We start from the raw sequence: 23253 nt of genomic DNA on the forward strand, positions 1-23253 counted from the left end.
CTATCCTGCTTATATGCTGCTGTTAAAACGGCGCAATATAATTAAAAAAGCGTTGTAGCCAGCCCATTTGCTGCGCTTCGGTGATATAACCATCACCTAAATATTCCAATCGCGCTTCTGCGACAGCCGTAGAAGTAACGCTGTTTTGTCCACTAATACTGCGTGGATTCACAATCCCAGAAAAACGGATGTACTCGGTGCCTTGGTTAATTGCGAGCTGCTTTTCGCCACGCACTCGTAAATTACCATTGGTTAATACTTGCGTAACTTGTACGGTAATAATGCCAGAAAATTGATTACTGGCACTGGAGCCGCCAGACCCAGCAAAATCATTGGCACTACCAACGGTGAAACCATATTCAGCTAACTGTTCTAAAGCTTCCGGTAAACCTTCTAAATCCAACCCCATATTGCTGCTTCGAGAAGCCTGCGAGGATGAGTTTTTAGTAGCACTCACTTGTTCTTCTAGCACTATGGTAATCACATCACCAACTCGGCGGGGACGCTGATCTTCAAACAGAGGAACATAGCCCTGTTGCGCTTGAAAGATCGAGCCATTCGCTTCTGCTTGGGCATACTCGGGAATATGAATAGGCTGATAAGGCTCAACAACTTTGGGTTCAGGTGGCGATGAACTGCAAGCCGCCAGGCCTAAAAATCCCACAGTTGCCATAGCTCTGATTGCCAGCTTACCAGCGCGCATCATGGTGCTCATTCCTTACAGTTGACCTAAACGCGCCAGCATTTCGTCGCTCGTAGAAATGGCGCGACTATTAATTTCATAGGCTCGCTGGGTTTGAATCATATTGACCATTTCTTCTACGACGTTAACGTTAGATGCTTCAACAAAGCCTTGATACAAGGTACCAGCCCCATTAAAACCTGGTAGTGCTTCGTTTGGAGCGCCAGACGCTTGAGTTTCCACGTAAAGGTTACCACCACGAGCCTCTAACCCGGCGTCGTTCATAAACATGGCCAGAGAAATTTGACCTACCTGCACGCTTTGGGTGTTACCCGGCTGAGTGACCGTAACAATACCGTCTTGACCAATAGTGACGCTCAAGGCGTTCGCTGGTAGAAAAATTGCTGGCTCTAATGGAAATCCATTGGCCGTAACCATTTGCCCATCTTGGTTGATCTGAAAGCTACCGTCTCGGGTGTAGGCAATACTGCCATCGGGCATCAACACTTGAAAATAGCCTTTGCCACTGATGGCCAGGTCGCGCGAGTTCTCGGTGTTGTTTAGGCTACCTTGGGTGTGTAGGCGCTCGGTGGCAACGGTTCGCACCCCGGTACCCACCTGCAACCCCGACGGTAATTCGTCTTGAGCGTTGTTCATCGCACCTGGTTGGCGCATATTTTGATAAAGCAAATCTTCAAAGACTGCCCGCGAGCGTTTAAAACCAGCAGTATTCACGTTAGCTAGGTTGTTGGTGATAACGTCTAACTGTTGTTGCTGGGCGGTTAAACCGGTTTTTGCCGTCCATAATGATTTAATCATTGCGATTCTCCTAACTAACCTTTCACCGACAACAAGCTGTTTGCCTGCTGAGCTGTTTCGTCTGCAGTCTTTATCACGCTCATATTAAGCTCGTAGCGACGTTGGGTATCAATCATGGCCACCATGGCTTCGATGGTATTGACGTTGCTACCCTCTAGCGCGCCGCTGACAACTTGGGCGGTTTCATCACGTTCTAAAGCGCCGCCATTGGGGCTTCTAAACCAACCATCAGCGCTACGTTCTAGCTGTTGCGGTTGATCCACCCGCACTAACTTTAAACGATCTAGCGGCACCAACTCATTGGCATCACCCCCTAGGCCAATCCCACTCAAAGTACCGTCATTGCCAATACTTAGCTGGGTGCCCAAAGGCACTAGAATAGGACCACCATCACCTAATACCGGCATGCCGTTCACCAGCAACTGGCCGTCAGCATCTACCTGCAAGTCACCTCGTTTGGTATAAGCTTCGCCTGTTGGGGTTTGTACCGCTAGCCAGTTGGCTTGATCTAAAGCTACGTCTAAGTCACGTTCGGTGGTTTGAATGGCACCAGCACGGGTATCAAACAAGCCCGTCGTAGTGACCGCAGCGACGCGAGTATCCAACGGACCCGGGCCTTGCACAGGCACGGCCCTAGCCGCAGCCAGCTGCGCACGAAAACCGGTGGTCGAAGCATTACTTAAATTATGCGTTACTACCGATTGCTCTTCGAGCGTCTGCCGGGCGCCGTTCATGGCGGTATATAAAATGGCGTCCATGGTTTATTACTTCAGCTGCATGGTGGTTTGTAGTGCTTCGTCTTGCGACTTAATGCTCTGAGCGTTGGCTTGATAGTTACGCTGAGCAATAATCATAGCAACGAGCTCTTGGGTTAAGTCTACGTTAGAGGCTTCTACGGCACCGGCCATAATGCCACCAAACTGGCCTTCTCCTGGAACTGACACAATCGGCACGCCTGATTTTTGCGTTTCAATCCACGCGTTATTACCAATAGATTGAAGGCCTTCTAAACTTTGGAAGTTAGCTAAGGCAATGGTACCCAAAACTACTTGTTGTTCGTTCGAGTAGGTACCAACAACGTCACCATTTTCGCTTACTGCTACTTGCATCAAGGTCCCTGACTGGTAGCCATCTTGCTCAATCGCGGTAAGCTCAAATTGGTTTGCAAACTGGGTGGTACCAGTCACATCCAACGCAATCGACATATCAGCCGCACCCTCACCTGGGGTAAAAGTAAAGGCATCCATATCGGTTTGAGTAACCAACAGGCCATTGGCATCAAAATCTAGTACACCAGTTTCTGGCGCTAATTCACCATCGCGTGACATCCGTACTTGCCATTGGTTATCGGCCACCTTGGTAAAGTACATCATGCTCTGATGCGGGTTACCTAACGAATCGTAAAGGGTTACCGAGTTTGCATAGCTGTAAGTATCAGGGTTGTTCATATCAAAAGGCGTGGTAGCCGGATCGATAATGGTCGTTGAGGTATCCAAGTTAAACGTGGCTTCAATACCGGTCGAAGCATTCGCTGCTAGACCAGACGCTGGCACCTGCAATACTTGCGGTTGACCACCAAAGCCTATGCCATCTGGATACCCCGTTAAGCGTGCGCCCTGCGCATTCACAATGTAGCCGTTTTTATCGATAGAAAGCTGACCATTGCGCGAATATTGAATCTGACCTTGCTGCTCGAAGCGGAAAAAGCCTTTCCCAGTGATAGCTAAGTCCATAGTACGGTTGGTAGTTTCAATGTTACCGTCGCTAAAATCCTGAAACACACCGGCAATACGAGTACCTAAACCAACTTCTGCGTTGGCATAAATATCGGCAAATTGAGCTCGAGAGCTTTTAAAACCAACGATTTGTGAGTTAGCAATGTTGTTACTAATCACATCAAGGTTAGTAGCAGCAGCGCGTAAACCAGATAAAGCTTGAGAAAAACCCATGATAGAGCTCCTTAAATAATTTGCCGAACGTCTTCAAGACGCACCGGTTCTAAAATTCCGCCTAAATCTAACCGTGGCCCATCTTGACCCATGGTTACAGCAATCACTTGAGCATAATTAAAGCGTTGAGAGGTTACTGCTTGATCACCATTGGTGGCTTCAACAGTAAAATTATAAGATCCGGCGGGCGCCTGATTGCCATCATCCATCACCCCATCCCATGAGAATGATTGTGGCCCACTGCCTACAGCGCCCACGTCCATTCGCTTCACTAACATACCGCTAGCATTATAAATATTTACCGTGACACTCTCAGCCGGTGCGCTTAGCTCAAGACCAAAAGGAGTCACATCACCCACTTCGCCACCCACCAACAAACGGTCGCCAGGCACCAGCACAGCACGACCAATCAGGGCCGACGCTTGCATGTTTTTTGCGGCTTCCATTTGCCCGTTGATGTTTTGCATGGTGTCATTTAAGGACTCGATACCACTGACGGTGTTGATCTGCGCCAATTGCGAGGTCATTTCATTGTTTTCCATCGGGTTCAATGGATCTTGGTTACGCAGCTGTGTAACCAACAAAGTCATGAAGTTATCGCGCATCTCTTGGCTATTCGAAGCCACCTGTGCGTTCTGGGTAGTTTGATTAACCTGGTTTAATACTGCGTTATTGATGGTGTTCATTAGCCTTTACCAATCGTTAGGGTACGCATTAACAAATCTTTACTGGTGTTCATTACTTCAACGTTGGCTTGATAAGAACGCGACGCTGAAATCATATTCACCATTTCTGCAACAGGATCGACATTGGGCATGGTGACATACCCTTGCTCATCCGCTAACGGGTGCCCTGGTTGATACTCTCGTCGAGCTGGCGCGGTAGATTCAACCACTTGTTGCACCTTTACGCCGCCCACCCCGTTGGCTTGCAACTGCTGTTCAAAAATAACTTGTTTCGCCCGATAGGGTTCACCATCAGGACCAGCCACACTGTTAGCATTAGCCATATTACTAGCGGCGACATTCATGCGCTGGGATTGCGCCGAGAGAGCCGAACCAGAAATATCCAGAATTGAAAAATTAGCCATCCGTTAAGCTCCGTTATTGTTCCGGTTGCATGGCTTTACGCAAGCCTGTGATACGATCATCTAAAAATTGGATATCTGCTTGATAACGTAACGAGTTATCTAAAAACTGAGCGCGCTCCATTTCCATATCCACAGTATTGCCATCAAGGCGCGATTGCGCAGGAACGCGATACTGCATAGCTACTGGAGCTTGATGAGCATTGCTTAAGCTCAAATGGCCGCTATGGGTTTTTGCTAGCGGCACTGGGCCCGTTTGACTAGCTGTGGCCCGTTTTAGGGCCGTAGCAAAGTTAAAGTCTTGCGCTTTATAATTGGGAGTGTCAGCATTAGCGATATTACTGGCTAAGGTTTCTTGGCGCTGCTGCCGTAAGGCCAACGCTTGTTGCTGAAACTGTAATGCACTCGTTAACTTGTCGATCATCAAAGAGACCCTCCTTTACACCAAGCAGATTACTGCGCTTTAGGGCAAGCCAAAGCGATGAATAAGCGCTTTTTTTAACGCCAATTCTAACCATCTCAAAGCATGCTTATGGCTATAATCTAGGCAGCTGTTATCCATCATCACCTTGTGAGTATGCTTATTTTATTGCGTGCGATAGTTTTTCTTGGGGCCACTCTCTGGCTTGCTTACGTACCCTCGAGTCAGGCCACCAGTCTGACCGAGTCTTTGTTGCCGCCAATCATTCAACAAGCTATTGCGACCTTGGTTCGTGAAGAACTGCCGCTGGGTAGCTCCGAGCACCACATCAGCATCCTTAGTTCAAACGCTAGTTTAGCCAGCCTCAGTGCTTGCGATAGCAGCTATCATGACCAGCCTCTGGCGCAATTTACTCGTGTGCCAGAGCGATTGACGGGTCGGGTGATGGTAAAAATCATGTGCAGTAATTCAAGCGCTGAAAGTGCGCCCACTGCCATCCAGCAATTTGTGCAACTTCAGGTTGAGGTTATCGGTAGCTATTGGGTGACAAAAGCAGAGCTTGCCACAGGAAGTCCCTTACAATCAGAGCATATTGACGTAGTCACTGGGCCGCTGCAGCGCTTACCGCGCCATGCGGTATTAGGCCAATTACAAGATCATCCCCAACTGCTAGGGCAAACACTGCGGCGCAGCTTAAGTAAAGGGTCTATTATTCAAGAAAATTTACTGCAAGCCACTCAAGTAATTCGCTTTGGTGACGACATTATCATCACCGCAGAAGGTCCCGGCTTTGTAATTACTCGTAGCGGTAAAGCCATGGATACTGCCGCAGTAGGTGACAGAATTAGAGTAAAATTAGATAATCAACGCATCATACAAGTGTTAGTAACAGGTAAAGGTACGGCAAAAGCACTATAATAGGTTAAAGAATTACCAGCAGATGCCGATAAACCATGTAGTGCATGATAAAACGAGGGAATAGCCGTGAAAGTTAACGGATTTCAATCACTGAACAACTTAACTCAAACTGAGTCTAGTCGTTCACAAGCAACCACAAAGAAAGCTGATACCGCAGCGCCTGCGGCTCATGCTGATGTGGTGACCCATTTAAGTTCGGCAGCGCAAGATGCCAGCCAAGACATTGATATGGCCCGCGTTGAAGAGCTTCGTCAAGCCATTCGCGATGGTAGCCTCTCGATGAATGCTGACAAGATCGCTGAAGGCTTACTAAAAAGCCTGACAGACGAGGTTTAATTAAGGTATGAGTTTGCGCCAACACTTAACGCAACAACAGCAGCGCCTGCAAGATCTTCTCTCGTTATTGGAGCAGGAGCAGCGTGAGTTAAGTTCTGGCACTATCAACGGTGAACAGTTGCAAGTATTGGCACAACAGAAACAAGAACTGCAACAGCAGCTTGAACAAGCAGAAACTCAGCGCCGTAAAGCTCAACAAAAACTGGGCTACAGTAATGATGCTGCTGGCGCTAAAGCAGCGGCAGCAGCGGCTGGTTGTGCTGAGGTTTGGCAACAACTGCTAGCTACAACCCAGCGGGTTGCCCAATTAAACCAACTCAACGGTGAATTAATTCAGCACCGCTTGCATCACAATCAGCACATGCTGAATATTTTGCAAGATGCCGCCGGCACCAGCGGTTCACTTTATGGTGCAGACGGCAATCAATTCAAAACCCCATCTAGAATTAACTCTAAAGCTTAAAACGAATCGCTATAAAGTTCGTCCAATACGGCCGCTAAACGCTGTGCTCCTTGTTGCATGCGTTGTTCTAGCACGGGTCCCCATTGGTCGGTATAACTCTGGCCTAGTTTCTGTTCAGCACGATAGTTTGAATAGATACGACGAGTAATTGCTGCCGACTCATTCGCCCACGCCAACGTTTGCTCAGCATCGATAGCCGCTGGTTTTAAAGGGCTTAAGCCGCGCAGCAGCTCACTTGCTTTAGCTTTACTATCACTACCACCGCGTTGCATCAACATTTGGGTATCCCACAACCGATGTAAATTGGTTGCTTCATCAAAGTAGGACAAGCGTGCTCTGTTACCCCCGAGATCATCGGCAAAACTCACGTGCATAGGCTGATGTAAATCACCAATAAAGTGCGCTAAAAAAGCCAAGGCAATCCAATCTGTGCGATCGTGTTTAAGCACATCATAATGATGTTGAATCGCTGATAAAATACATCCGTTAGCAGCGCAGTCTGCAGCCGTTACCTTGGCACTTCCACGAGCAAAATTCACATAATGATGCGGCTTAGCCCAGTCCCAGCGTTTGTCACTTTTTATGTTGTCGGCCCAATTACACATACTGGCGAAGTCTTCGTAATCAGGATGCTGATCCGCAAAGGACTGCAACACTTGTTGTGTTTTCGGCGAGCTCAAATCAAATGCTAGTTGGCAAAAAGCATCATGCCCAATACCTCCGTAACTGTGCGCTGGGCTGCTTACTAAACTGACGAAACCTAGGCTTAATGACAGAATTAATGCCGCACTGAGGTGTTTTAACTGGTAATAAACAGACTGCATATATAACCTCATCTTTCTGTTATTGCTGAATATCTAAATCTAACGACCACAATTCACCTTCGGTACTGTCCGTTAGCACCAGCACACGACCATCTTTGGCAACCATTACCGCGCGTAAGCGCTGTTGTTGTGCTACTAGATATTCAGCTACGAGATGCCATTTGCCATCCACTAAACGCAAACGCTGTAACCTCTTCCCAGCTAAATGGCTTACAAGTAAATCACCCTGATACAGGGCTAAACCAGCCGGAGCTAACGATGGTGTCCATTGATAAAGCGGTGCCTTTACCCCAGGTAAATCATTATAAGGGCTCACTAAAGCACCGGTATAGTCTTTACCAAAAGTGGTCATAGGCCAACCATAGTTGCCACCCTTTACAATATCATTAATTTCATCACCACCTTTAGGGCCATGTTCGTGCTGCCACACTTTATTGCGCTCGGCATCAAACACTAAACCTTGCACGTTTCTATGACCATAACTATAAACTTCGGGAGCTTGTGTGTGGGTAAAGGGATTATCCTCCGGCACTTTGCCGTCACGCCGAATTCGCACAATCTTACCCAAGTGGTTTTGTAAATTTTGCGCTTGTTCTCGATACACAAAGCCATCCCCCAAAGCCACCAACAAGCTACCATCACCAAGCCAAGTCATGCGGGCCCCAAAATGGGCGGCACCTTCTTTTTTTGGTAGCGCAGTAAAAATATTCTGTAATGCTGATAATGCATAACCAGCGGCATTCGGTGGTGATAATTTGGCTTTAACTACGCAGGTATTATTCGCTTGCTCAGTACCACAAGAATAACTCAGCACCAGCTCTCGCGATTGCTCAAAATCAGGGGTAAGCAGCACTTCAAACAGACCAGCTTGAGCGGTGGCGTACAAATCAGGCAAGTCTAAGGGAATGTGCATGCGCTGCCCTTGGGGATTTAAATACACTAAGTTACCCGGGCGCTCAGTTACTAACCATCCACCTTCCGGTAACTCTGCCATCGACCAAGGATAGTGTAACCCTTTTGCTAGCACCTTAGGTGTGACCTGCACTTGTGGTGCTTGTGGTTCTTGCTGTGACGCCGCCGCTGCCGCCGACAGAACCATACTTAGGCTTACTAATAAAGCTTGTAGCAATCTACTCATGGCAATTCCTCCAATAATTCTTGCGGCCGAGGATGCCATAACCTATCAAAAATCCAGCCACCAAAGGCACCACAGCTACTCATTAAGATAAATCCTAGCAAGGTTCTATTAGCTGCGATTAAGGTGGGCATAGGGGCTAAACTATCGATGAGGGTAAAAGCGACAGCTAAGCCAACGCCTCCGGCTAGAATAAACCACCAACGTTCAGCCACTTTTAGTTTAACGCTAAGCCAATATGCCACCATAAAAGCAATGGCAAAGGTAGGAATAAAGATTAACGCAATGATAGGACCAAAATGCAGTAAATCATGGCTAATTGCATGCATCCGCACAGTCAAATCAATAGGTACGGATAACGCCACTAACGCTGCTAAATTAAATTGAGTTTGAATGACAGTGGCAACTATAGCCGCCCCGATAACTGCCAATGCAAAAGCTATCATGATGCGTGCCATAGCTGCCTCCAAGCAGGTTAACTAGTTTAATTGAACAGCTTGCCAATCACTTTCGGCAGTAAAAATGACACTTTTTACTGCCCCTAAACCTTCCACATTGACAAGATTCTGTTGGTCTGGCCATAAATCATGCAAGGCTTTATGTTTAATCTGTAATTGCGTTAAATCAGCTGGGATCGGAGTTTCTTGGTACACCCAAAAATTAACGCCTTGAACTTCGTGTCCCACCCGCACTAAGGGTAACTGCTGTTGATGATGATCCGCTAATGCAAAGGCTTGCATCACATAATCTGCGAATTGCTGACGAGTTGTCTCTCGCTGATGAATGTCCGCTTTACGATCAAACAAATCACGTACGGCATGTTCGGCATCATGCAAAATAAACCGATGCATAATTTCAATATTGCCAGTGCGTTCGTTAAACAGCACTGTAGTACTGGCTATTTTTAGTTGGTGAGCACTAACTTTAGTGCTCACCGCCATAATAGCTAAACTTAGAATAAAAACGCTAGTTACCGCTAGCAACCAACGTAAGATCACGAATGGCATTAATCCTGCTCTTCTTCATTAGCTTCTTTGGTTTTTAGTTTGGTTTTAGCATCTTGCATGATATCGCGAGAAATATGATCCTGACCACGAGTTGCTTTAAACGCTTCAATACGTGAAGGAATAATCTTACGCGGATAATAGTTGTTCTCGATATCTACGTCTGCTGTTTCCCAATTTGGGTCGACCGCAAATTCTAAAACTTCTTTATCAGTAACTATCAGTTTGCTTACTGATTTAGCATTTCGCCGCCAAATTTCAGCAGGGATGTACATGCTGTCTTGGCTACCGTCAGTGTACGTCCACTGCAGTAAAATAGGCATCACCAAACCACCTAGATTATTGAAATCTAGTACATAATAGTTCTTATCTTCAGCAATGGCACGGTCAAAGGTCTTACGCTCCCAAGGCTCAAGTTTTTCTAAGAAACTCTGATAGGCATTACGTTGTTTATTGGTGACGGTGAAGCGATCATTCTCATCATGAAAATCACGCACATCTGGATTCAGTTCTACCCATGTTTTGCGACCTTCAGCCTGATTACGTTGCACAAACAGCGAGGTTGGCTTATCGGTCTCTTCTTGACGACGACGCTCCCAATCAATATCTGGGTCTTGGGTATCAAGACGTAACTTGTAAACCCGATCTAGCGCAATATCAACATGGTCGGTTGAGTAGAACCAACCGCGCCAGAACCAATCAAGATCAACCCCTGAGGCTTCTTCCATGGTACGGAAAAAATCTGCTGGCGTAGGTCGTTTGAAAGCCCAACGCTGTGCATATTCTTTAAAGGCAAAATCAAACAACTCACGCCCTAAGATCACTTCTCTTAGAATATTCAATGCTGCGGCTGGCTTGGTGTAAGCATTAGGCCCTAAATTAAGAACACTATCAGACTGGGTCATGATTGGAACTTGATTGGTTGATTTCATGTAATCAACGATTGAACGCGGTTCAACGCCCCATGGAATGGTCGGGTCCCACTCACGTCCGGCAACCCCATCCAAAAAGCTGTTTAAACCTTCATCCATCCAGGTCCATTGACGTTCATCCGAATTCACAATCATTGGAAAGTAAATATGACCAATTTCATGAATGACCACGCCAATCAAGAATCGTTTTTCTGACAAAGAATAAGTACGGCTTCCATCATCCTGTAAAATAGTACGCGGACCATTAAAGGTGATCATCGGATATTCCATACCACCGACGGGGCCATTCACTGACTGTGCGGTTGGATACGGGTAATCAAAAGAAAAGCGAGAGTAGACTTCCATGGTATGAATAACCGACTCGGTCGAATATTTTTCCCACAACTCGCCGCCCTCTTTTGGATAAAAGGACATCGCCATAACTTCTGGTTGAACGTTACCGCCTTGCTGATAGCCTTTGGCGTCCCAAATAAACTTACGCGATGATGCCCAAGCAAAGTCGCGCACGTTTTCTGCTTCAAAACGCCAAACTTTCCGCTTGTCCGTTCCTTCTTTCTCGTTTTCCAAGGCTTCTTCTGGGGTTACTACAAAGACCGGACGTTTTGCTTTGCGCGATTGCTCTAAACGCTCGCGTTGGGTTTTGGTGAGCACCTCACGATCATTTTTCAACACCCCTGTAGCCGACACGATATGGTCTGCTGGGACATCTATAGTTACTTCAAAATCACCAAATTCTTGGGTGAATTCACCTCGTCCTAAAAATTCTTTATTGGTCCATGCTTCATAGTCAGTAAAAGCAGCTACGCGCGGATACCACTGCGCAAGTAAGAAAATATCGTTGCCACCTTCGCGCGCATCATCAGGAAAATGCTCATAGCCCGAGCGTCCGCCTACGGTGTCGCTATCGATGATGTTGAAACCAAAATCTATGGCCAACGACGTTTTATCGCCGGCTTTAAGTGGCTGCGGTAAATCTATCCGCATATTGGTACCAACCACCACAAAATCCAGTGCTTTGCCACGACCATCCGCAACTTTGTTAATGGCAAAACCTAACTCGTTGTCGGTCATAAACTGTTGCCGACGTAGTTGGTTCAAGCTGATTCGAGCAGGGCGATCCACGCCACCCAAACTAGGATCCGGCTTACTATTAAAGGTAGCTGTTAACTCCGCCATCGAATCATTTTTAAAGATATTCTGATCCAGCTGAATCCAAATGTATTTGAGGGTGTAGGGAGAATTATTAAAATAAGTGATGGTTTCAGCAGCATCTATGCGACGCTTTTCTTCATCTAAGCGCACTTTAATTGAATAATTGGCCTGTTGTTGCCAATACTGCTCACCCGGTTCACCGGCTGCACTGCGATAAACGTTTGGTGTTGGTAACACTTCATCGAGTTGGCGAAACTTATCTTCAAATGTGCCTTTGGTTTGTTGAATTGCCGAACTGTAAGCAGCAGTACTAAATAATTGCGTCGCCGCTAAAGCCAGCGCAGAACACCAATACAGAGTAGATTTCATTATTATTATCTCGTTAGCTGGGTCGTCGTATAAAAGAAGAAATAAGTACGTACGAATGTATCAACAAATGGCACCCTGCACCATTAACTTGAGCGTAAAAAATCGCCGTTCATCGAAGCTATTTAGTAATCCCGCTAAAATTCCACTCAATAATGCTTGCAACCTCAAGCCAGCTAGGTTTAATTAGTTATAAATAATAATAAAAACACTCAGCAGATTAGGGCGTCAGTTTGAATCTAAAACAGCAAGTAGTCGTCTTCGCATCTTGGGTAGCACTGTTCTACGGTGCCGCCATCATGTCCTATACACAATATATTAGTCTCTATTATCTGCCTGCTGGGGTTTCCACAGCCGCGTTTTTTGTGTTTGGTAAACGTATTTTCCCTGCCGTTTTTTGCGCTATTTTCTTCGTATCTCTAGATCTAAATGGGCTCTTGCAGGGGCGTTTTGACCCTCATCAGTTAGCTACAGCTACCTTGTTCGCCATGGTGCACACGGGCGCCTATGCTTTCGCTGGTTTAAGTGCGCAGTTCATTAGTAAACACGTGTTCACAAATAGTTTGCCAGCTAAAAATAGCATGATTCTAATATGCTACACGCTCGCCGCTTCAATAGCTGCTACCGGAGCCTTATTGATTTGGGAATTGGTCACCTTACGATCAGACGTGCCCTTTATTGAAGCTTGGCTACCGTTTTGGATTGGAGATGCCGTTGGAGTTGTAGTTATCACCCCGTTATTTGCTGTGTTATTTAGACGCCTTTTACCCAAACAACGAATAGCATGGCTGGATGTTTATTTTGAACATGATCACCTATTGAACAATCAATGGGGGCCGTTCGTTTTTAAATTGGCCGCATTGTTGATAACAGTGATAACAGTTTTATTGCTAGATAACGCGATTGCTCATCCATCTATTGGTATGCTTATTTTCTTTGTGGCTATTCCACAATTTTGGATAGCATTTACGGAACAAACCATTCGAACAATTTTTAGTCTGATTTTGCTCACCGTGGTTATTTCTTCTGGATACAACTTTTTGGCTCTCGACAATAATGCCATCATTTACCAAATAGCTATCTACTTTGTGGCTGTAACCTGTTATTTAGGCACCGCAGTGCCTGCTCTACACCAACGTAACCAGGATTTAGAGCAGGATGGTATTTACAACAAACAAACCGGTCTCTACTCCGCTAACTATTTTGAGCAAGCGGCTAACTTACTAATTGCTAACCGTAAACCAACACAAGAATTGAGTATCGCTGTGATTGATATTGATCAACTGCAGCAAATTAATACTGAATGCGGCTTTTCTACGGGCGATACCGTCATCAGCCAAGTAGCTACAGCGTTGCAACAACACTTACCTCATCACTGCTTAGTTGCCCATTCACATGGGGACATTTATTGGGTCTTGTTGCCCTCGACATCGGTTAGTAATGCAGTTGAAATTTTAGACAAAATTCGACGGAACATGCCCTTTGTAAAAGATGAACATGTCACCTTACGAATTAAGCTAAATATTGGGGTAACTAGCCTTCACTTGAGTGAGACGACCAGCGCCGCATTAAACCGTGCATTCATTGCGTTAGAGCAAGCAAAAGCCAGCGGACGTGATAAAGTATGCGTTAATTAATGCAATAATTAATGTAGCAACACATCTAGCACGCACAGAAGGGCCTTTTAGCATGTCATTCCCTACCGTTCATATTCTCGTAGCCACAACCTCTGGTAATACTGAATACCTTGCTGACGAAGTCGCAGCCCTATTGGAACAACAAGGGCTGACTAGCGTGATGCATTATGAACCAAGCTACTCTGAATTAATCGCTGAAGTGACCGAGCAAAGCATCTGGTTATGTTGCGTGGCAAGCCATGGTGCCGGTGAATATGGTGACAGCATGCTTGATTTTTCCGAGCAACTAAGCCAGCAAAAACCCAACTTAAGCCCTCTCAAATATGCCGTTATTGCTGTGGGTGACAGTTGTTACGATACCTATTGCCAGGCAGGTAAAGATTGCGATGCTATGCTGCAACTTTTAGGCGCAAAAAAGCTTTTAGATCGCTTAGAAATAGATATGTCATGCGATGATCCGATTGAAAAATCATCAACATGGCTACCTTATTTTATCCAAGCCCTGTGATCAAACCATGTATAACCTAGCTTGAACCCTGTACATACGCACTGTATTAACCTGTGAATAAGATCGCTTGTGGATAACTAGCCCGGTTATACACACCTTGATCACCTAAAGGATCATGATCTAATCACACCCTAACCGATCGTTGTGATCCTTACCAAACCTAGCTTAGCTTCAGTTATCCACAAACATTGCTGAACTAGTAGTAATAGTAATAAAAAAGATCAAAACAAAAGATCTAAAGATATTCTTAGATCCTTAACGCGATCGAGACTAAAATATAGACGTTCCGATCAAGCCAAATAACAGGTACAATACTCGGCTACATTTTTGTGAACTAAGCTTTTAAAGCCAAGACGCGATAACATCTGATGATCCTCACAAGGATCATGGGTTTGCCCAACTTTTTTGGTGTTACACGACATCTGTTTATCTAGGATTTATCAATCTATGCCAACACAGCCAACAAGCAATTCTTACCATCAACATTATGACGTGATTGTCATAGGTGGCGGCCATGCAGGTACTGAAGCAGCCTTAGCGGCTGCACGAATGGGCTGCAATACTTTATTGCTTACCCATAACATCGAAACCTTAGGGCAAATGTCATGTAATCCTGCGATTGGCGGTATTGGTAAAGGTCACTTAGTTAAAGAGATTGATGCCCTAGGCGGTGCCATGGCTATGGCAGCTGATAAAGCTGGTATTCAATTCCGTACCTTAAACTCATCGAAAGGGCCAGCAGTTCGCGCCACTAGAGCTCAGGCAGACCGACAGCTATACCGAGCTGCTATCCGAACGATTCTAGAAAACCAACCTAATTTAAATTTATTCCAACAAGGTTGTGATGATCTGATCGTTGAAAACGATCGGGTTGTTGGTGTTGTAACCCAGATGGGCTTAAAGTTTTCGGCAACCACAGTTGTACTTACGGTAGGTACTTTTTTAGGTGGCCAAATCCATATAGGTTTACAAAATTATCAAGGTGGACGAGCTGGCGATCCTCCAGCAAATGCATTGGCAAAACGCTTACGTGAGCTGCCATTGCGAGTAGATCGCTTAAAAACCGGAACACCTCCAAGAATTGATGCAAAGAGTATCGATTTTTCAGTGATGCAAGAACAACCGGGTGATACCCCAACTCCTGTTTTTTCATTTATGGGATCACAAGCAGATCACCCACAACAAATTTCTTGCTACATTACCCACACCAATGAACAAACTCATGAGATTATCCATGGTGGCTTAGATCGTTCCCCCATGTACTCTGGTATCATTGAAGGCGTTGGTCCGCGTTATTGTCCGTCTATCGAAGACAAAGTTATGCGCTTTAGTGATAAAAACTCACACCAGATCTTTGTTGAGCCAGAGGGTTTAACCACCCATGAAGTGTACCCCAATGGTATTTCAACTAGTTTACCTTTTGATGTGCAAGTAGCCTTAGTACGCTCCATCAAAGGTTTTGAAAATGCTCACATTACTCGTCCAGGCTATGCCATAGAGTATGATTATTTTGATCCTCGCGATTTAAAACAAACCTTAGAAACCAAACATCTACAAGGCTTATTTTTTGCCGGACAAATTAATGGAACGACCGGATATGAAGAAGCTGGTGCACAAGGCTTAGTAGCAGGCTTAAATGCTGCATTACAAGTGCAAGGAAAAGACGGTTGGGCTCCTCGCCGTGATCAAGCTTACATGGGAGTATTGATTGATGATCTCAGTACGCTCGGCACCAAAGAACCCTATCGGATGTTTACGTCACGCGCCGAATATAGATTGTTATTGCGCGAAGACAACGCAGATATGCGCTTAACTGAAAAAGGCCGCGAGCTAGGTTTAGTTGACGATGCAAGATGGGCTGCGTTTAACGACAAAATGGAAGCCATTGCACAAGAGCAACAACGTCTACGTAGTACTTGGATCCATAAAGATCATCCAGCAGTTGCTGCGGTTAATGAATTAGTTAAAACGCCGATAACTCGAGAAGTGAATGGCGAAGAATTATTACGTCGCCCTGAAATTAGTTATCAAGATCTCGTCAAAATTAATGCTTTAGGACCAGGTTTAGCCGACGAAAAAGCTGCTGAACAAGTAGAAATTCAAACGAAATATGCTGGTTACATAGCGCGTCAGCAAGACGAGATTAGCAAACAGCAACGTCATGAAAATACTCAGTTACCGGCTCATTTTGATTATGCCAGTATCAAGGGTTTATCCAATGAAGTGATTGCTAAGCTGAATCAACATCAACCAGAAACCGTTGGTAAAGCTGCTCGAATATCTGGCATTACTCCAGCAGCAATCTCAATGTTGTTGGTGCATTTGAAGAAACTTGGCCTATTGCGAAAGAGTGCTTAATAAAATCCATGTTAAATAGACTACAATCATTATTGGCTCAGGCCGAGCTTGATCTTTCTCTAGATAAACAAGTTCAACTTATTCAATTGGTTGAACAATTAAATAAATGGAATAAAGCCTACAATTTAACGTCGGTTCGTGATCCCATCCAAATGGTGAGTCGCCACATTGTGGATAGCCTTGTGGTGTTACCACATCTTCAAGGGCAACGCTTTATTGATGTCGGAACTGGGCCTGGATTGCCTGGCTTACCTTTAGCCATTGCTTGTCCAGAACGTGATTTTGTTCTGTTAGATAGCTTAGGCAAAAGGATTCGTTTTATCCGCCAAGTTAGCCATCAGTTAGGCCTTAAGAATGTAACAGCTGTGCAAAGTAGAGTTGAAGATTATCAACCTGAACTAAAATTTGATGGCGTGATAAGTAGAGCCTTTGCCTCGCTTAATGATATGCTGAATTGGTGTGAGCATTTACCTAAGCCTGATGGCCGGTATTTTGCTCTAAAAGGGCAATACCCAACTGCTGAATTGGCTGACTTGCCAGCGCAGTTTGAGGTTGAACAAGTGATTCGATTACAGGTTCCAGAGGCCGATGGCGAACGCCATGTGGTGATTATAAAAACGAGAGGATAACCCCTGTGGGCAGAATTATTGCGATTGCTAATCAAAAAGGCGGCGTTGGTAAAACCACCACTGCTGTTAATTTGGCAGCATCGATGGCAGCAACCCGCCGTAAAGTATTGCTGATAGATCTTGATCCTCAGGGCAATGCAACCATGGGTAGTGGTATCGACAAATACGATGTTGAAAACACCGCCTATGAACTATTGGTTGAGCAGAAACCAGCCGAACAAGTGATTATTAAAGAAACTAACGGTAAATATCACCTCATTGCGGCTAACTCTGATACCACGGCTGCTGATATTAAATTAATGGAAGAATTTGCGCGCGAGCAGCGCTTGGCTAATGCCTTAAAACCAGTGGTTGATAATTACGATTTTATCTTCATCGATTGTCCACCATCGCTCAGTATGTTGACCGTAAACGCCATGGCCGCCGCTGATTCAGTGTTAGTGCCGATGCAATGCGAATATTTTGCTCTTGAAGGCTTAACGGCGTTAATGGATACCATTGAACGATTAGCTGAAGCTGTTAATCCAAGGTTGATTATTGAAGGTATTTTGCGAACCATGTACGACCCTCGTAATCGTTTAGCTAATGATGTGTCAGAGCAACTGAAAAATCATTTTGGTGACAAGGTTTATCGAACCGTTATTCCACGAAATGTTCGCTTAGCTGAAGCTCCTAGTTTTGGCTCACCAGCCATGTATTACGATAAATCATCAGCCGGAGCTAAAGCCTATTTAGCCCTGGCCGGAGAGTTAATTCGTCGCGCCGAACAACAAAAAAAAGCCGAAGCAGCGGCTGAAGCTTAAGCTAAAGGAAACGACGCTTTATGTCTGCCAAAAAAAGAGGATTGGGGCGCGGTTTAGATGCCCTACTTACAACCAGTAAAACGGCTCGTGAAAAAGAACATCAGGTTCCTGATGAGATAGTTCAAGACTATCGCCAAGGCGAACTGCAAAAGTTACCGATAGAATGGTTACAGCCGGGCAAATATCAACCACGCAAAGATATGACTCCTGAGGCCCTTGAAGATCTCGCTGCTTCAATTAAAGCCCAGGGTGTAATTCAGCCCATTGTTGTGCGCGAAATAGCGCCAGAAAAATATGAAATTATCGCAGGTGAGCGACGTTGGCGTGCAAGCCAGCTGGCACGCCTAGACGAAGTACCTTGTTTGATTAAAAACGTCCCTGATGAAGCGGCTGTAGCTATTGCGTTAATTGAGAATATTCAACGTGAAGACCTCAATGCCATGGAAGAAGCGACCGCCTTACAACGCCTACTAACGGAATTTCAATTAACTCATCAAGAAGTTGCCGATGCGGTAGGTAAATCCCGAGCAACTGTAACTAACTTGCTGCGTTTGAATAATTTACAATCCGAAACTAAAACGCTACTAGAGCGCGGTGACATTGAATTAGGTCATGCCAAGCTGTTACTTGCTTTAGAGGGTGATGCGCAAACAGACATTGCTCGGTTAATTGCAGCAAAAGGCATGACGGTGCGTGAAGCTGAAAAACTGGTTCGCCAAGCTCTAGAACCAGCCAAGCCAAGCCCAGCAAAACCGCAGCCTGATGCTGATATTCAACGTCTAGAGAAGCGCTTAAGTGAACGCTTAGGCGCCGCTGTCGCAATCAGTCACGGCCGTAAAGGCAAGGGTAAAGTTGTAATTAATTACAGCAGTTTAGATGAATTAGATGGCATTCTTATGCAATTTCAATTGAATGAGGATGGCTAACCATCCCATTTCATTTGCATTTGAACGTTAAATCTTTATACTATCGCGGGCTTTCAACCGAGGGTTTTAGCCCGTGAATAGAACGTTAACAGGCCAAGGGAAACAACTCGCAGCGAGGTTAATTCGCGCCCAAGCTGGAGCTATATTTTTGCTCGCTTGTGTCTTTTCTTTGGTGCAGCCGCATTTTGGCTATATGTATTTTTGGGGTGTTGTGGGTGGCGGTATCGCCGTCATTATTCCTACGGCACTGTTTGCATGGCGAGCCTTTGCTGAAGGTGGAGCGCGAGCTGCGCAAACTGTAGTGAGTAATTTTTTTGCCGGCGAAGCATTAAAAATTTTCTTCGCAGTAGCCTTATTGGTTGTATTGCTGGTATTTACTTCGCTCCCGCTTAGTGCGGTTGTTAGCGGCTATATTACCGCCTTAGCAGTGCAATGGCTGGCACCAATTTTGTTTTTAAAATCAACTTAAAATTGTGGGAAACTAAGATGGCTGCAGAAGAGTTAACGCTCCAAAGTCATATTCAGCACCACTTAACTAACGCCAAAATGTGCTCTACCGAAAATGGTATAGCCTTTAATAAAGCGTGTAGTGAAGCTGGCTTCTGGACATGGCATATTGACACCTTAGCTTGGTCTATCGGACTAGGTATCTTGTTCTTAATGATCTTCCGTAGTGCTGCAAAGAAAGCAGATACTGGCGTGCCCGGCAAGCTGCAGTGCTTTATTGAGATGATTGTTGAATTCGTTGGTAACAACGTACGCGACACTTTCCACGGTAAAAGTAAACTTATCGCTCCTCTAGCGTTAACCATTTTCGTGTGGGTTTTCCTCATGAACTTAATGGACTTAATTCCGGTTGACTTTTTGCCTGCTTTTGCTGGTTTTGTGGGCGAGCAAGCCTTCGGTGTGGATTCGCACGATGTGTACATGAAAATCGTACCAACCACCGATATCAACATGACCGCAGCATTAGCCATTGGTGTGTTCTTACTCATGATTGGCTACGGTATTCGTATGAAAGGTATCGTTGGCTTCATCAAAGAACTTACCTTACACCCGTTTAGCTCAAGTAATATGGTCGTTCAGGTGCTACTGATTCCGTTTAACCTATTGCTTGAAACGATTGCTTTGGTGGCCAAGCCGTTCTCGTTGGCACTGCGTTTGTTCGGTAACTTATATGCCGGCGAGCTAATCTTTATCCTGATTGGAGCGATTGGTCTGGCGCAATTACCATTGCACTTTGTGTGGGCGGTATTCCACATTCTTGTAATTGTGTTGCAGGCCTTCGTATTTATGATGCTGACTATTGTTTACTTAAGCATGGCCAGCTCAGAGAGCCACTAAGATTTTGTATTAACTTTTATTTTTTAACTTAACCTTTGAAATATCGGAGAAAACAATGGAACTAATGTTAGGTCTTAAATATATCGCTGTAGCTTTACTGATCGGTTTCGGTGCAATCGGTACCGCAGTAGGTTTCGGTAACATGGGTGGTAAATTCTTGGAAGCGTGTGCACGTCAACCAGAACTAGCTCCTTCTCTGCAAGTTAAAATGTTCATCTTAGCAGGTTTGATCGATGCGGTAGCCATGATTGGCGTAGGTATCGCAATGGTACTGTTGTTCGTACTGTAAGGTCTATTGATACCAATTCGAACAACTGAACTAAGGGGGTAGGTCGTGAGCTTAAACATGACCCTTATCGGCGAACTGATTGCCTTTATCGTCTTCGTACTATTCTGTATGAAGTTCGTATGGCCACCGCTGAATAATGCGATTGAAGCCCGTCAGAAGAAAATAGCCGATGGTCTGGCTGCCGGTGAACGTGCAGAAAAAGACCTGGAATTAGCGCAAGCTAAAATTGCTGACGAGTTAAAAGAAGCGAAAGCACAGGCGGCTGAAATCATTGCCCAAGCGAAGAAACGCGCTGAGCAATCGGTTGAAGAAGGCAAACAACGCGGCGAAGCCGAGCGCGAAACTATTATCGCTGCTGGTCACGCTGAAGTTGAAGCTGAACGCAATCGCTTACGCGAAGAACTGCGCAAGCAAGTAGCTGTATTAGCTGTTGCTGGTGCTAGCAAAATCATCGAGCGTGAAATTGATAAAGACGCTCACAGTGACATTGTTGAAAAACTGGTCGCTGAACTCTAACCAAAGGGGTTTGTGCAAATGTCAGAATTGACTACGGTTGCTCGCCCCTATGCAAAAGCAGCTTTTGATTTTGCAGTAGAGAACGGCGCGATTGAAAATTGGCACAGTATGATTGCTTTTGCTGCTGCGGTAGCAAAAGACTCGGCTATGGCCACATTTTTGAGTAGCGCCGAAACGCTAGATAAGAAAACTGAAGTATTCATTAATGTATGTGGCGAACAATTGGATGAAAAAGGCCAGAATTTTGTTCGTTTAATGGCTGAAAATAGCCGTTTGAATGCTTTACCTGCTGTACTTGCCCTATTTGGTGAGTTACGCGCTGAACATGAGAAAGAAGTCACGGTAGATGTTACCTCCGCCGTAGCACTCTCACAGCAGCAACAGGACAATCTAGCGAAAACGTTAGAGCAACGTTTTTCACGCAAAGTTAAGCTGAATTGCACTGTCGATGAGGCTATTGTCAGTGGCTTATACATTAAAGCTGGTGACACAGTAATCGACGGCACGGTGCGCGGCAAGTTAGAACGACTTGCACACGCACTGCAATCCTAATTGGGGACTTGAGCATGCAACTGAATTCAAATGAAATCGCAGAGCTGATCAAAAAACGAATTGAACAGTTCGAAGTGGTCAGTGAAGCTCGTAACGAAGGTACCATCGTTTCTGTAACCGACGGTATCATCCGCATTCACGGCCTTGCAGACTGTATGCAAGGTGAGATGATTGAGCTTCCTGGCAATCGTTACGCTATCGCTTTGAACCTTGAGCGCGACTCTGTCGGTGCCGTGGTTATGGGTCCTTATGCGGACCTTCAAGAAGGCGTGAAAGTTAAATCAACAGGCCGTATCTTAGAAGTTCCTGTTGGTCGTGCATTACTTGGCCGTGTAGTGAACACCCTAGGTGCTCCTATTGACGGTAAAGGCCCGATCGACGCGGATGGCTTTGAGCCGGTAGAAAAAATTGCTCCTGGTGTAATCGAGCGTCAATCGGTAGATCAACCTGTACAAACAGGTTATAAGTCAATCGATGCTATGATTCCAGTAGGCCGTGGTCAGCGTGAGTTGATCATCGGTGACCGTCAGACAGGTAAAACTGCATTAGCTATCGACGCTATCATTAACCAGAAAAACTCTGGTATTAAGTGTGTGTACGTAGCTATCGGTCAGAAAGCTTCTACTATTGCTTCAGTAGTGCGTAAATTAGAAGAGCACGGTGCCTTAGAAAACACCATCGTGGTAGCTGCATCTGCTTCTGAATCAGCAGCATTGCAATACCTAGCAGCCTACTCAGGTTGTACTATGGGTGAATACTTCCGTGATCGTGGTGAAGACGCGTTAATCGTTTATGATGATTTGTCTAAGCAAGCTGTTGCTTATCGTCAAATCTCATTGTTGTTACGTCGTCCGCCAGGTCGTGAAGCTTACCCAGGTGACGTGTTCTATCTTCACTCACGTTTGCTTGAGCGTGCAGCGCGTGTTAACGCTGACTACGTTGAAAAGTACACCAATGGTGAAGTGAAAGGTCAAACCGGTTCATTAACGGCGCTGCCTATTATCGAAACCCAAGCGGGTGACGTATCAGCGTTCGTACCAACTAACGTGATTTCAATTACCGATGGTCAGATCTTCTTAGAAACTGACTTGTTTAACGCGGGTATTCGTCCTGCAGTTAACGCTGGTATCTCGGTATCTCGTGTAGGTGGTGCAGCGCAAACCAAGATCATTAAGAAACTTGGTGGTGGTATCCGTTTAGCGTTAGCGCAGTATCGTGAATTAGCAGCGTTTGCTCAGTTCGCTTCAGACTTAGACGAAGCAACTCGCGCGCAGTTAGAACACGGTCAGCGTGTTACTGAACTGATGAAACAGAACCAATATGAGCCAATGAGCGTGGCTGACATGGCAGTGTCTATCTTCTCTGCAGAAAAGGGTTACCTTAAAGATGTAGAGCAAGACAAAATCCTCGACTTCGAAAGTGCGCTGATTGCGTACATGCGTAGCGAGCACGCTGAGCTGATGGCGGATATTGACAAAACTGGCAACTATAACGACGACATCGAAGCTAAGCTGCACGAAGGTTTAAAAACCTTCAAGAAAACGCAGTCTTGGTAAGCGGAACGTGGCTACAATTTTTGTAGCCACAAGTCGTTGAGTTAACA

Annotated in this window: 27 protein-coding genes; 15 read left to right on the forward strand and 12 right to left on the reverse strand. The window is 45.4% G+C overall.

Annotated features, from left to right (window positions below):
- Nucleotides 1-22: 22 nt before the first annotated feature.
- The 7 genes from KGF88_RS11665 to flgB are packed head-to-tail and all read right to left on the reverse strand — an operon-like array spanning nt 23 to nt 4961.
- The gene (locus KGF88_RS11665; protein ID WP_153826604.1) at nt 23-706 is read right to left on the reverse strand and encodes a flagellar basal body L-ring protein FlgH; all 684 of its coding nucleotides are present in this window, start codon (nt 704-706) and stop codon (nt 23-25) included.
- 12 nt (nt 707-718) lie between these two features.
- Complete coding sequence (gene flgG, locus KGF88_RS11670; protein WP_110075759.1) at nt 719-1501, reverse strand: flagellar basal-body rod protein FlgG; 783 nt, start codon at nt 1499-1501, stop codon at nt 719-721.
- Between the two features lie 14 nt (nt 1502-1515).
- The gene (locus KGF88_RS11675) at nt 1516-2259 is read right to left on the reverse strand and encodes a flagellar basal body rod protein FlgF (RefSeq protein WP_153826511.1); all 744 of its coding nucleotides are present in this window, start codon (nt 2257-2259) and stop codon (nt 1516-1518) included.
- A gap of 6 nt (nt 2260-2265) precedes the next feature.
- Complete coding sequence (flgE, locus tag KGF88_RS11680; protein ID WP_153826510.1) at nt 2266-3450, reverse strand: flagellar hook protein FlgE; 1185 nt, start codon at nt 3448-3450, stop codon at nt 2266-2268.
- Between the two features lie 11 nt (nt 3451-3461).
- Complete coding sequence (locus KGF88_RS11685; RefSeq protein WP_153826509.1) at nt 3462-4136, reverse strand: flagellar hook assembly protein FlgD; 675 nt, start codon at nt 4134-4136, stop codon at nt 3462-3464.
- The gene (gene flgC / locus KGF88_RS11690) at nt 4136-4540 is read right to left on the reverse strand and encodes a flagellar basal body rod protein FlgC (protein WP_110075763.1); all 405 of its coding nucleotides are present in this window, start codon (nt 4538-4540) and stop codon (nt 4136-4138) included. The genes KGF88_RS11685 and flgC overlap by 1 nt, the downstream gene beginning before the upstream one ends.
- A 13-nt stretch (nt 4541-4553) precedes the next feature.
- Entirely contained in the window at nt 4554-4961 is a 408-nt protein-coding gene (gene flgB / locus KGF88_RS11695; protein WP_153826508.1) for a flagellar basal body rod protein FlgB, read from the reverse strand.
- 153 nt (nt 4962-5114) lie between these two features.
- On the opposite strand from flgB, the gene flgA reads away from it, so the two are divergent.
- The 3 genes from flgA to flgN all read left to right on the forward strand — a co-directional run bounded on the left by flgA (nt 5115) and on the right by flgN (nt 6675).
- Nucleotides 5115-5876, forward strand: a complete 762-nt coding sequence (gene flgA / locus KGF88_RS11700) for a flagellar basal body P-ring formation chaperone FlgA (RefSeq protein ID WP_228759510.1) — start codon at nt 5115-5117, stop codon at nt 5874-5876.
- A gap of 66 nt (nt 5877-5942) precedes the next feature.
- Complete coding sequence (flgM, locus tag KGF88_RS11705) at nt 5943-6212, forward strand: flagellar biosynthesis anti-sigma factor FlgM (protein ID WP_162014504.1); 270 nt, start codon at nt 5943-5945, stop codon at nt 6210-6212.
- Nucleotides 6213-6219: 7 nt separating this feature from the next.
- On the forward strand, nt 6220-6675 hold the full coding sequence (gene flgN / locus KGF88_RS11710; protein WP_110075767.1) for a flagellar protein FlgN: 456 nt from the start codon (nt 6220-6222) through the stop codon (nt 6673-6675).
- On the opposite strand, the gene KGF88_RS11715 is transcribed toward flgN, so the two are convergent.
- From KGF88_RS11715 to KGF88_RS11735, 5 genes are read right to left on the reverse strand one after another with little or no spacing between them, the layout of a single operon-like run.
- Nucleotides 6672-7499, reverse strand: a complete 828-nt coding sequence (locus KGF88_RS11715; protein ID WP_162014503.1) for a S1/P1 nuclease — start codon at nt 7497-7499, stop codon at nt 6672-6674. The two genes, flgN and KGF88_RS11715, sit on opposite strands and share 4 nt — an antisense overlap.
- Nucleotides 7500-7518: 19 nt before the next feature.
- The gene (locus tag KGF88_RS11720) at nt 7519-8637 is read right to left on the reverse strand and encodes a PQQ-dependent sugar dehydrogenase (RefSeq protein ID WP_153826505.1); all 1119 of its coding nucleotides are present in this window, start codon (nt 8635-8637) and stop codon (nt 7519-7521) included.
- Entirely contained in the window at nt 8634-9092 is a 459-nt protein-coding gene (locus tag KGF88_RS11725; protein ID WP_162014502.1) for a hypothetical protein, read from the reverse strand. The genes KGF88_RS11720 and KGF88_RS11725 overlap by 4 nt, the downstream gene beginning before the upstream one ends.
- Nucleotides 9093-9113: 21 nt before the next feature.
- Nucleotides 9114-9641: a DUF6702 family protein gene (locus KGF88_RS11730; RefSeq protein WP_194928195.1), complete on the reverse strand. Its 528-nt coding sequence runs from the start codon at nt 9639-9641 to the stop codon at nt 9114-9116.
- Entirely contained in the window at nt 9641-12091 is a 2451-nt protein-coding gene (locus KGF88_RS11735) for a M1 family metallopeptidase (RefSeq protein ID WP_153826504.1), read from the reverse strand. Before KGF88_RS11735 ends, KGF88_RS11730 begins: the two co-directional genes overlap by 1 nt.
- Before the next feature lie 230 nt (nt 12092-12321).
- On the opposite strand from KGF88_RS11735, the gene KGF88_RS11740 reads away from it, so the two are divergent.
- The 12 genes from KGF88_RS11740 to atpA all read left to right on the forward strand — a co-directional run bounded on the left by KGF88_RS11740 (nt 12322) and on the right by atpA (nt 23206).
- On the forward strand, nt 12322-13725 hold the full coding sequence (locus tag KGF88_RS11740; protein ID WP_162014501.1) for a sensor domain-containing diguanylate cyclase: 1404 nt from the start codon (nt 12322-12324) through the stop codon (nt 13723-13725).
- Nucleotides 13726-13777: 52 nt separating this feature from the next.
- A complete protein-coding gene (locus KGF88_RS11745; RefSeq protein WP_153826502.1) occupies nt 13778-14233 on the forward strand; it encodes a flavodoxin domain-containing protein in 456 nt (151 codons plus the stop codon).
- A gap of 447 nt (nt 14234-14680) precedes the next feature.
- Nucleotides 14681-16591, forward strand: a complete 1911-nt coding sequence (mnmG, locus tag KGF88_RS11750; protein WP_153826501.1) for a tRNA uridine-5-carboxymethylaminomethyl(34) synthesis enzyme MnmG — start codon at nt 14681-14683, stop codon at nt 16589-16591.
- 8 nt (nt 16592-16599) lie between these two features.
- Nucleotides 16600-17220: a 16S rRNA (guanine(527)-N(7))-methyltransferase RsmG gene (rsmG, locus tag KGF88_RS11755; RefSeq protein WP_153826500.1), complete on the forward strand. Its 621-nt coding sequence runs from the start codon at nt 16600-16602 to the stop codon at nt 17218-17220.
- A gap of 5 nt (nt 17221-17225) precedes the next feature.
- Nucleotides 17226-18023 carry a ParA family protein gene (locus tag KGF88_RS11760; protein ID WP_110075776.1) on the forward strand — a complete coding sequence of 266 codons (798 nt, stop codon included), beginning with the start codon at nt 17226-17228 and terminating at the stop codon, nt 18021-18023.
- A gap of 20 nt (nt 18024-18043) precedes the next feature.
- Entirely contained in the window at nt 18044-18949 is a 906-nt protein-coding gene (locus KGF88_RS11765; protein ID WP_153826499.1) for a ParB/RepB/Spo0J family partition protein, read from the forward strand.
- A 73-nt stretch (nt 18950-19022) separates the two neighbouring features.
- Nucleotides 19023-19418, forward strand: a complete 396-nt coding sequence (locus tag KGF88_RS11770) for an ATP synthase subunit I (RefSeq protein ID WP_153826498.1) — start codon at nt 19023-19025, stop codon at nt 19416-19418.
- 17 nt (nt 19419-19435) lie between these two features.
- On the forward strand, nt 19436-20293 hold the full coding sequence (gene atpB, locus KGF88_RS11775) for a F0F1 ATP synthase subunit A (protein ID WP_153826497.1): 858 nt from the start codon (nt 19436-19438) through the stop codon (nt 20291-20293).
- Nucleotides 20294-20348: 55 nt separating this feature from the next.
- Nucleotides 20349-20582, forward strand: coding sequence for a F0F1 ATP synthase subunit C (gene atpE / locus KGF88_RS11780; RefSeq protein WP_034733567.1), 234 nt, complete (start codon nt 20349-20351; stop codon nt 20580-20582).
- A 45-nt stretch (nt 20583-20627) separates the two neighbouring features.
- On the forward strand, nt 20628-21098 hold the full coding sequence (gene atpF / locus KGF88_RS11785) for a F0F1 ATP synthase subunit B (RefSeq protein ID WP_110075779.1): 471 nt from the start codon (nt 20628-20630) through the stop codon (nt 21096-21098).
- 18 nt (nt 21099-21116) lie between these two features.
- Nucleotides 21117-21650, forward strand: a complete 534-nt coding sequence (gene atpH, locus KGF88_RS11790) for a F0F1 ATP synthase subunit delta (RefSeq protein ID WP_110075780.1) — start codon at nt 21117-21119, stop codon at nt 21648-21650.
- A 14-nt stretch (nt 21651-21664) separates the two neighbouring features.
- A complete protein-coding gene (atpA, locus tag KGF88_RS11795; RefSeq protein WP_110075781.1) occupies nt 21665-23206 on the forward strand; it encodes a F0F1 ATP synthase subunit alpha in 1542 nt (513 codons plus the stop codon).
- The last annotated feature ends 47 nt before the right edge of the window (nt 23207-23253 follow it).

The organism is Idiomarina loihiensis, from assembly GCF_024584785.1.
GTDB lineage: Bacteria > Pseudomonadota > Gammaproteobacteria > Enterobacterales > Alteromonadaceae > Pseudidiomarina > Pseudidiomarina fusca.

Bases quoted from the DNA above. Each gene is read 5' to 3' on its own strand.
- KGF88_RS11665 (WP_153826604.1), bottom strand. From the start codon at position 706: ATGATGCGCGCTGGTAAGCTGGCAATCAGAGCTATGGCAACTGTGGGA.
- flgG (WP_110075759.1), bottom strand. From the start codon at position 1,501: ATGATTAAATCATTATGGACGGCAAAAACCGGTTTAACCGCCCAGCAA.
- KGF88_RS11675 (WP_153826511.1), bottom strand. From the start codon at position 2,259: ATGGACGCCATTTTATATACCGCCATGAACGGCGCCCGGCAGACGCTC.
- flgE (WP_153826510.1), bottom strand. From the start codon at position 3,450: ATGGGTTTTTCTCAAGCTTTATCTGGTTTACGCGCTGCTGCTACTAAC.
- KGF88_RS11685 (WP_153826509.1), bottom strand. From the start codon at position 4,136: ATGAACACCATCAATAACGCAGTATTAAACCAGGTTAATCAAACTACC.
- flgC (WP_110075763.1), bottom strand. From the start codon at position 4,540: ATGGCTAATTTTTCAATTCTGGATATTTCTGGTTCGGCTCTCTCGGCG.
- flgB (WP_153826508.1), bottom strand. From the start codon at position 4,961: ATGATCGACAAGTTAACGAGTGCATTACAGTTTCAGCAACAAGCGTTG.
- flgA (WP_228759510.1), top strand. From the start codon at position 5,115: ATGCTTATTTTATTGCGTGCGATAGTTTTTCTTGGGGCCACTCTCTGG.
- flgN (WP_110075767.1), top strand. From the start codon at position 6,220: ATGAGTTTGCGCCAACACTTAACGCAACAACAGCAGCGCCTGCAAGAT.
- KGF88_RS11715 (WP_162014503.1), bottom strand. From the start codon at position 7,499: ATGCAGTCTGTTTATTACCAGTTAAAACACCTCAGTGCGGCATTAATT.
- KGF88_RS11720 (WP_153826505.1), bottom strand. From the start codon at position 8,637: ATGAGTAGATTGCTACAAGCTTTATTAGTAAGCCTAAGTATGGTTCTG.
- KGF88_RS11725 (WP_162014502.1), bottom strand. From the start codon at position 9,092: ATGGCACGCATCATGATAGCTTTTGCATTGGCAGTTATCGGGGCGGCT.
- KGF88_RS11730 (WP_194928195.1), bottom strand. From the start codon at position 9,641: ATGCCATTCGTGATCTTACGTTGGTTGCTAGCGGTAACTAGCGTTTTT.
- KGF88_RS11735 (WP_153826504.1), bottom strand. From the start codon at position 12,091: ATGAAATCTACTCTGTATTGGTGTTCTGCGCTGGCTTTAGCGGCGACG.
- KGF88_RS11745 (WP_153826502.1), top strand. From the start codon at position 13,778: ATGTCATTCCCTACCGTTCATATTCTCGTAGCCACAACCTCTGGTAAT.
- mnmG (WP_153826501.1), top strand. From the start codon at position 14,681: ATGCCAACACAGCCAACAAGCAATTCTTACCATCAACATTATGACGTG.
- rsmG (WP_153826500.1), top strand. From the start codon at position 16,600: ATGTTAAATAGACTACAATCATTATTGGCTCAGGCCGAGCTTGATCTT.
- KGF88_RS11765 (WP_153826499.1), top strand. From the start codon at position 18,044: ATGTCTGCCAAAAAAAGAGGATTGGGGCGCGGTTTAGATGCCCTACTT.
- atpB (WP_153826497.1), top strand. From the start codon at position 19,436: ATGGCTGCAGAAGAGTTAACGCTCCAAAGTCATATTCAGCACCACTTA.
- atpE (WP_034733567.1), top strand. From the start codon at position 20,349: ATGGAACTAATGTTAGGTCTTAAATATATCGCTGTAGCTTTACTGATC.
- atpH (WP_110075780.1), top strand. From the start codon at position 21,117: ATGTCAGAATTGACTACGGTTGCTCGCCCCTATGCAAAAGCAGCTTTT.
- atpA (WP_110075781.1), top strand. From the start codon at position 21,665: ATGCAACTGAATTCAAATGAAATCGCAGAGCTGATCAAAAAACGAATT.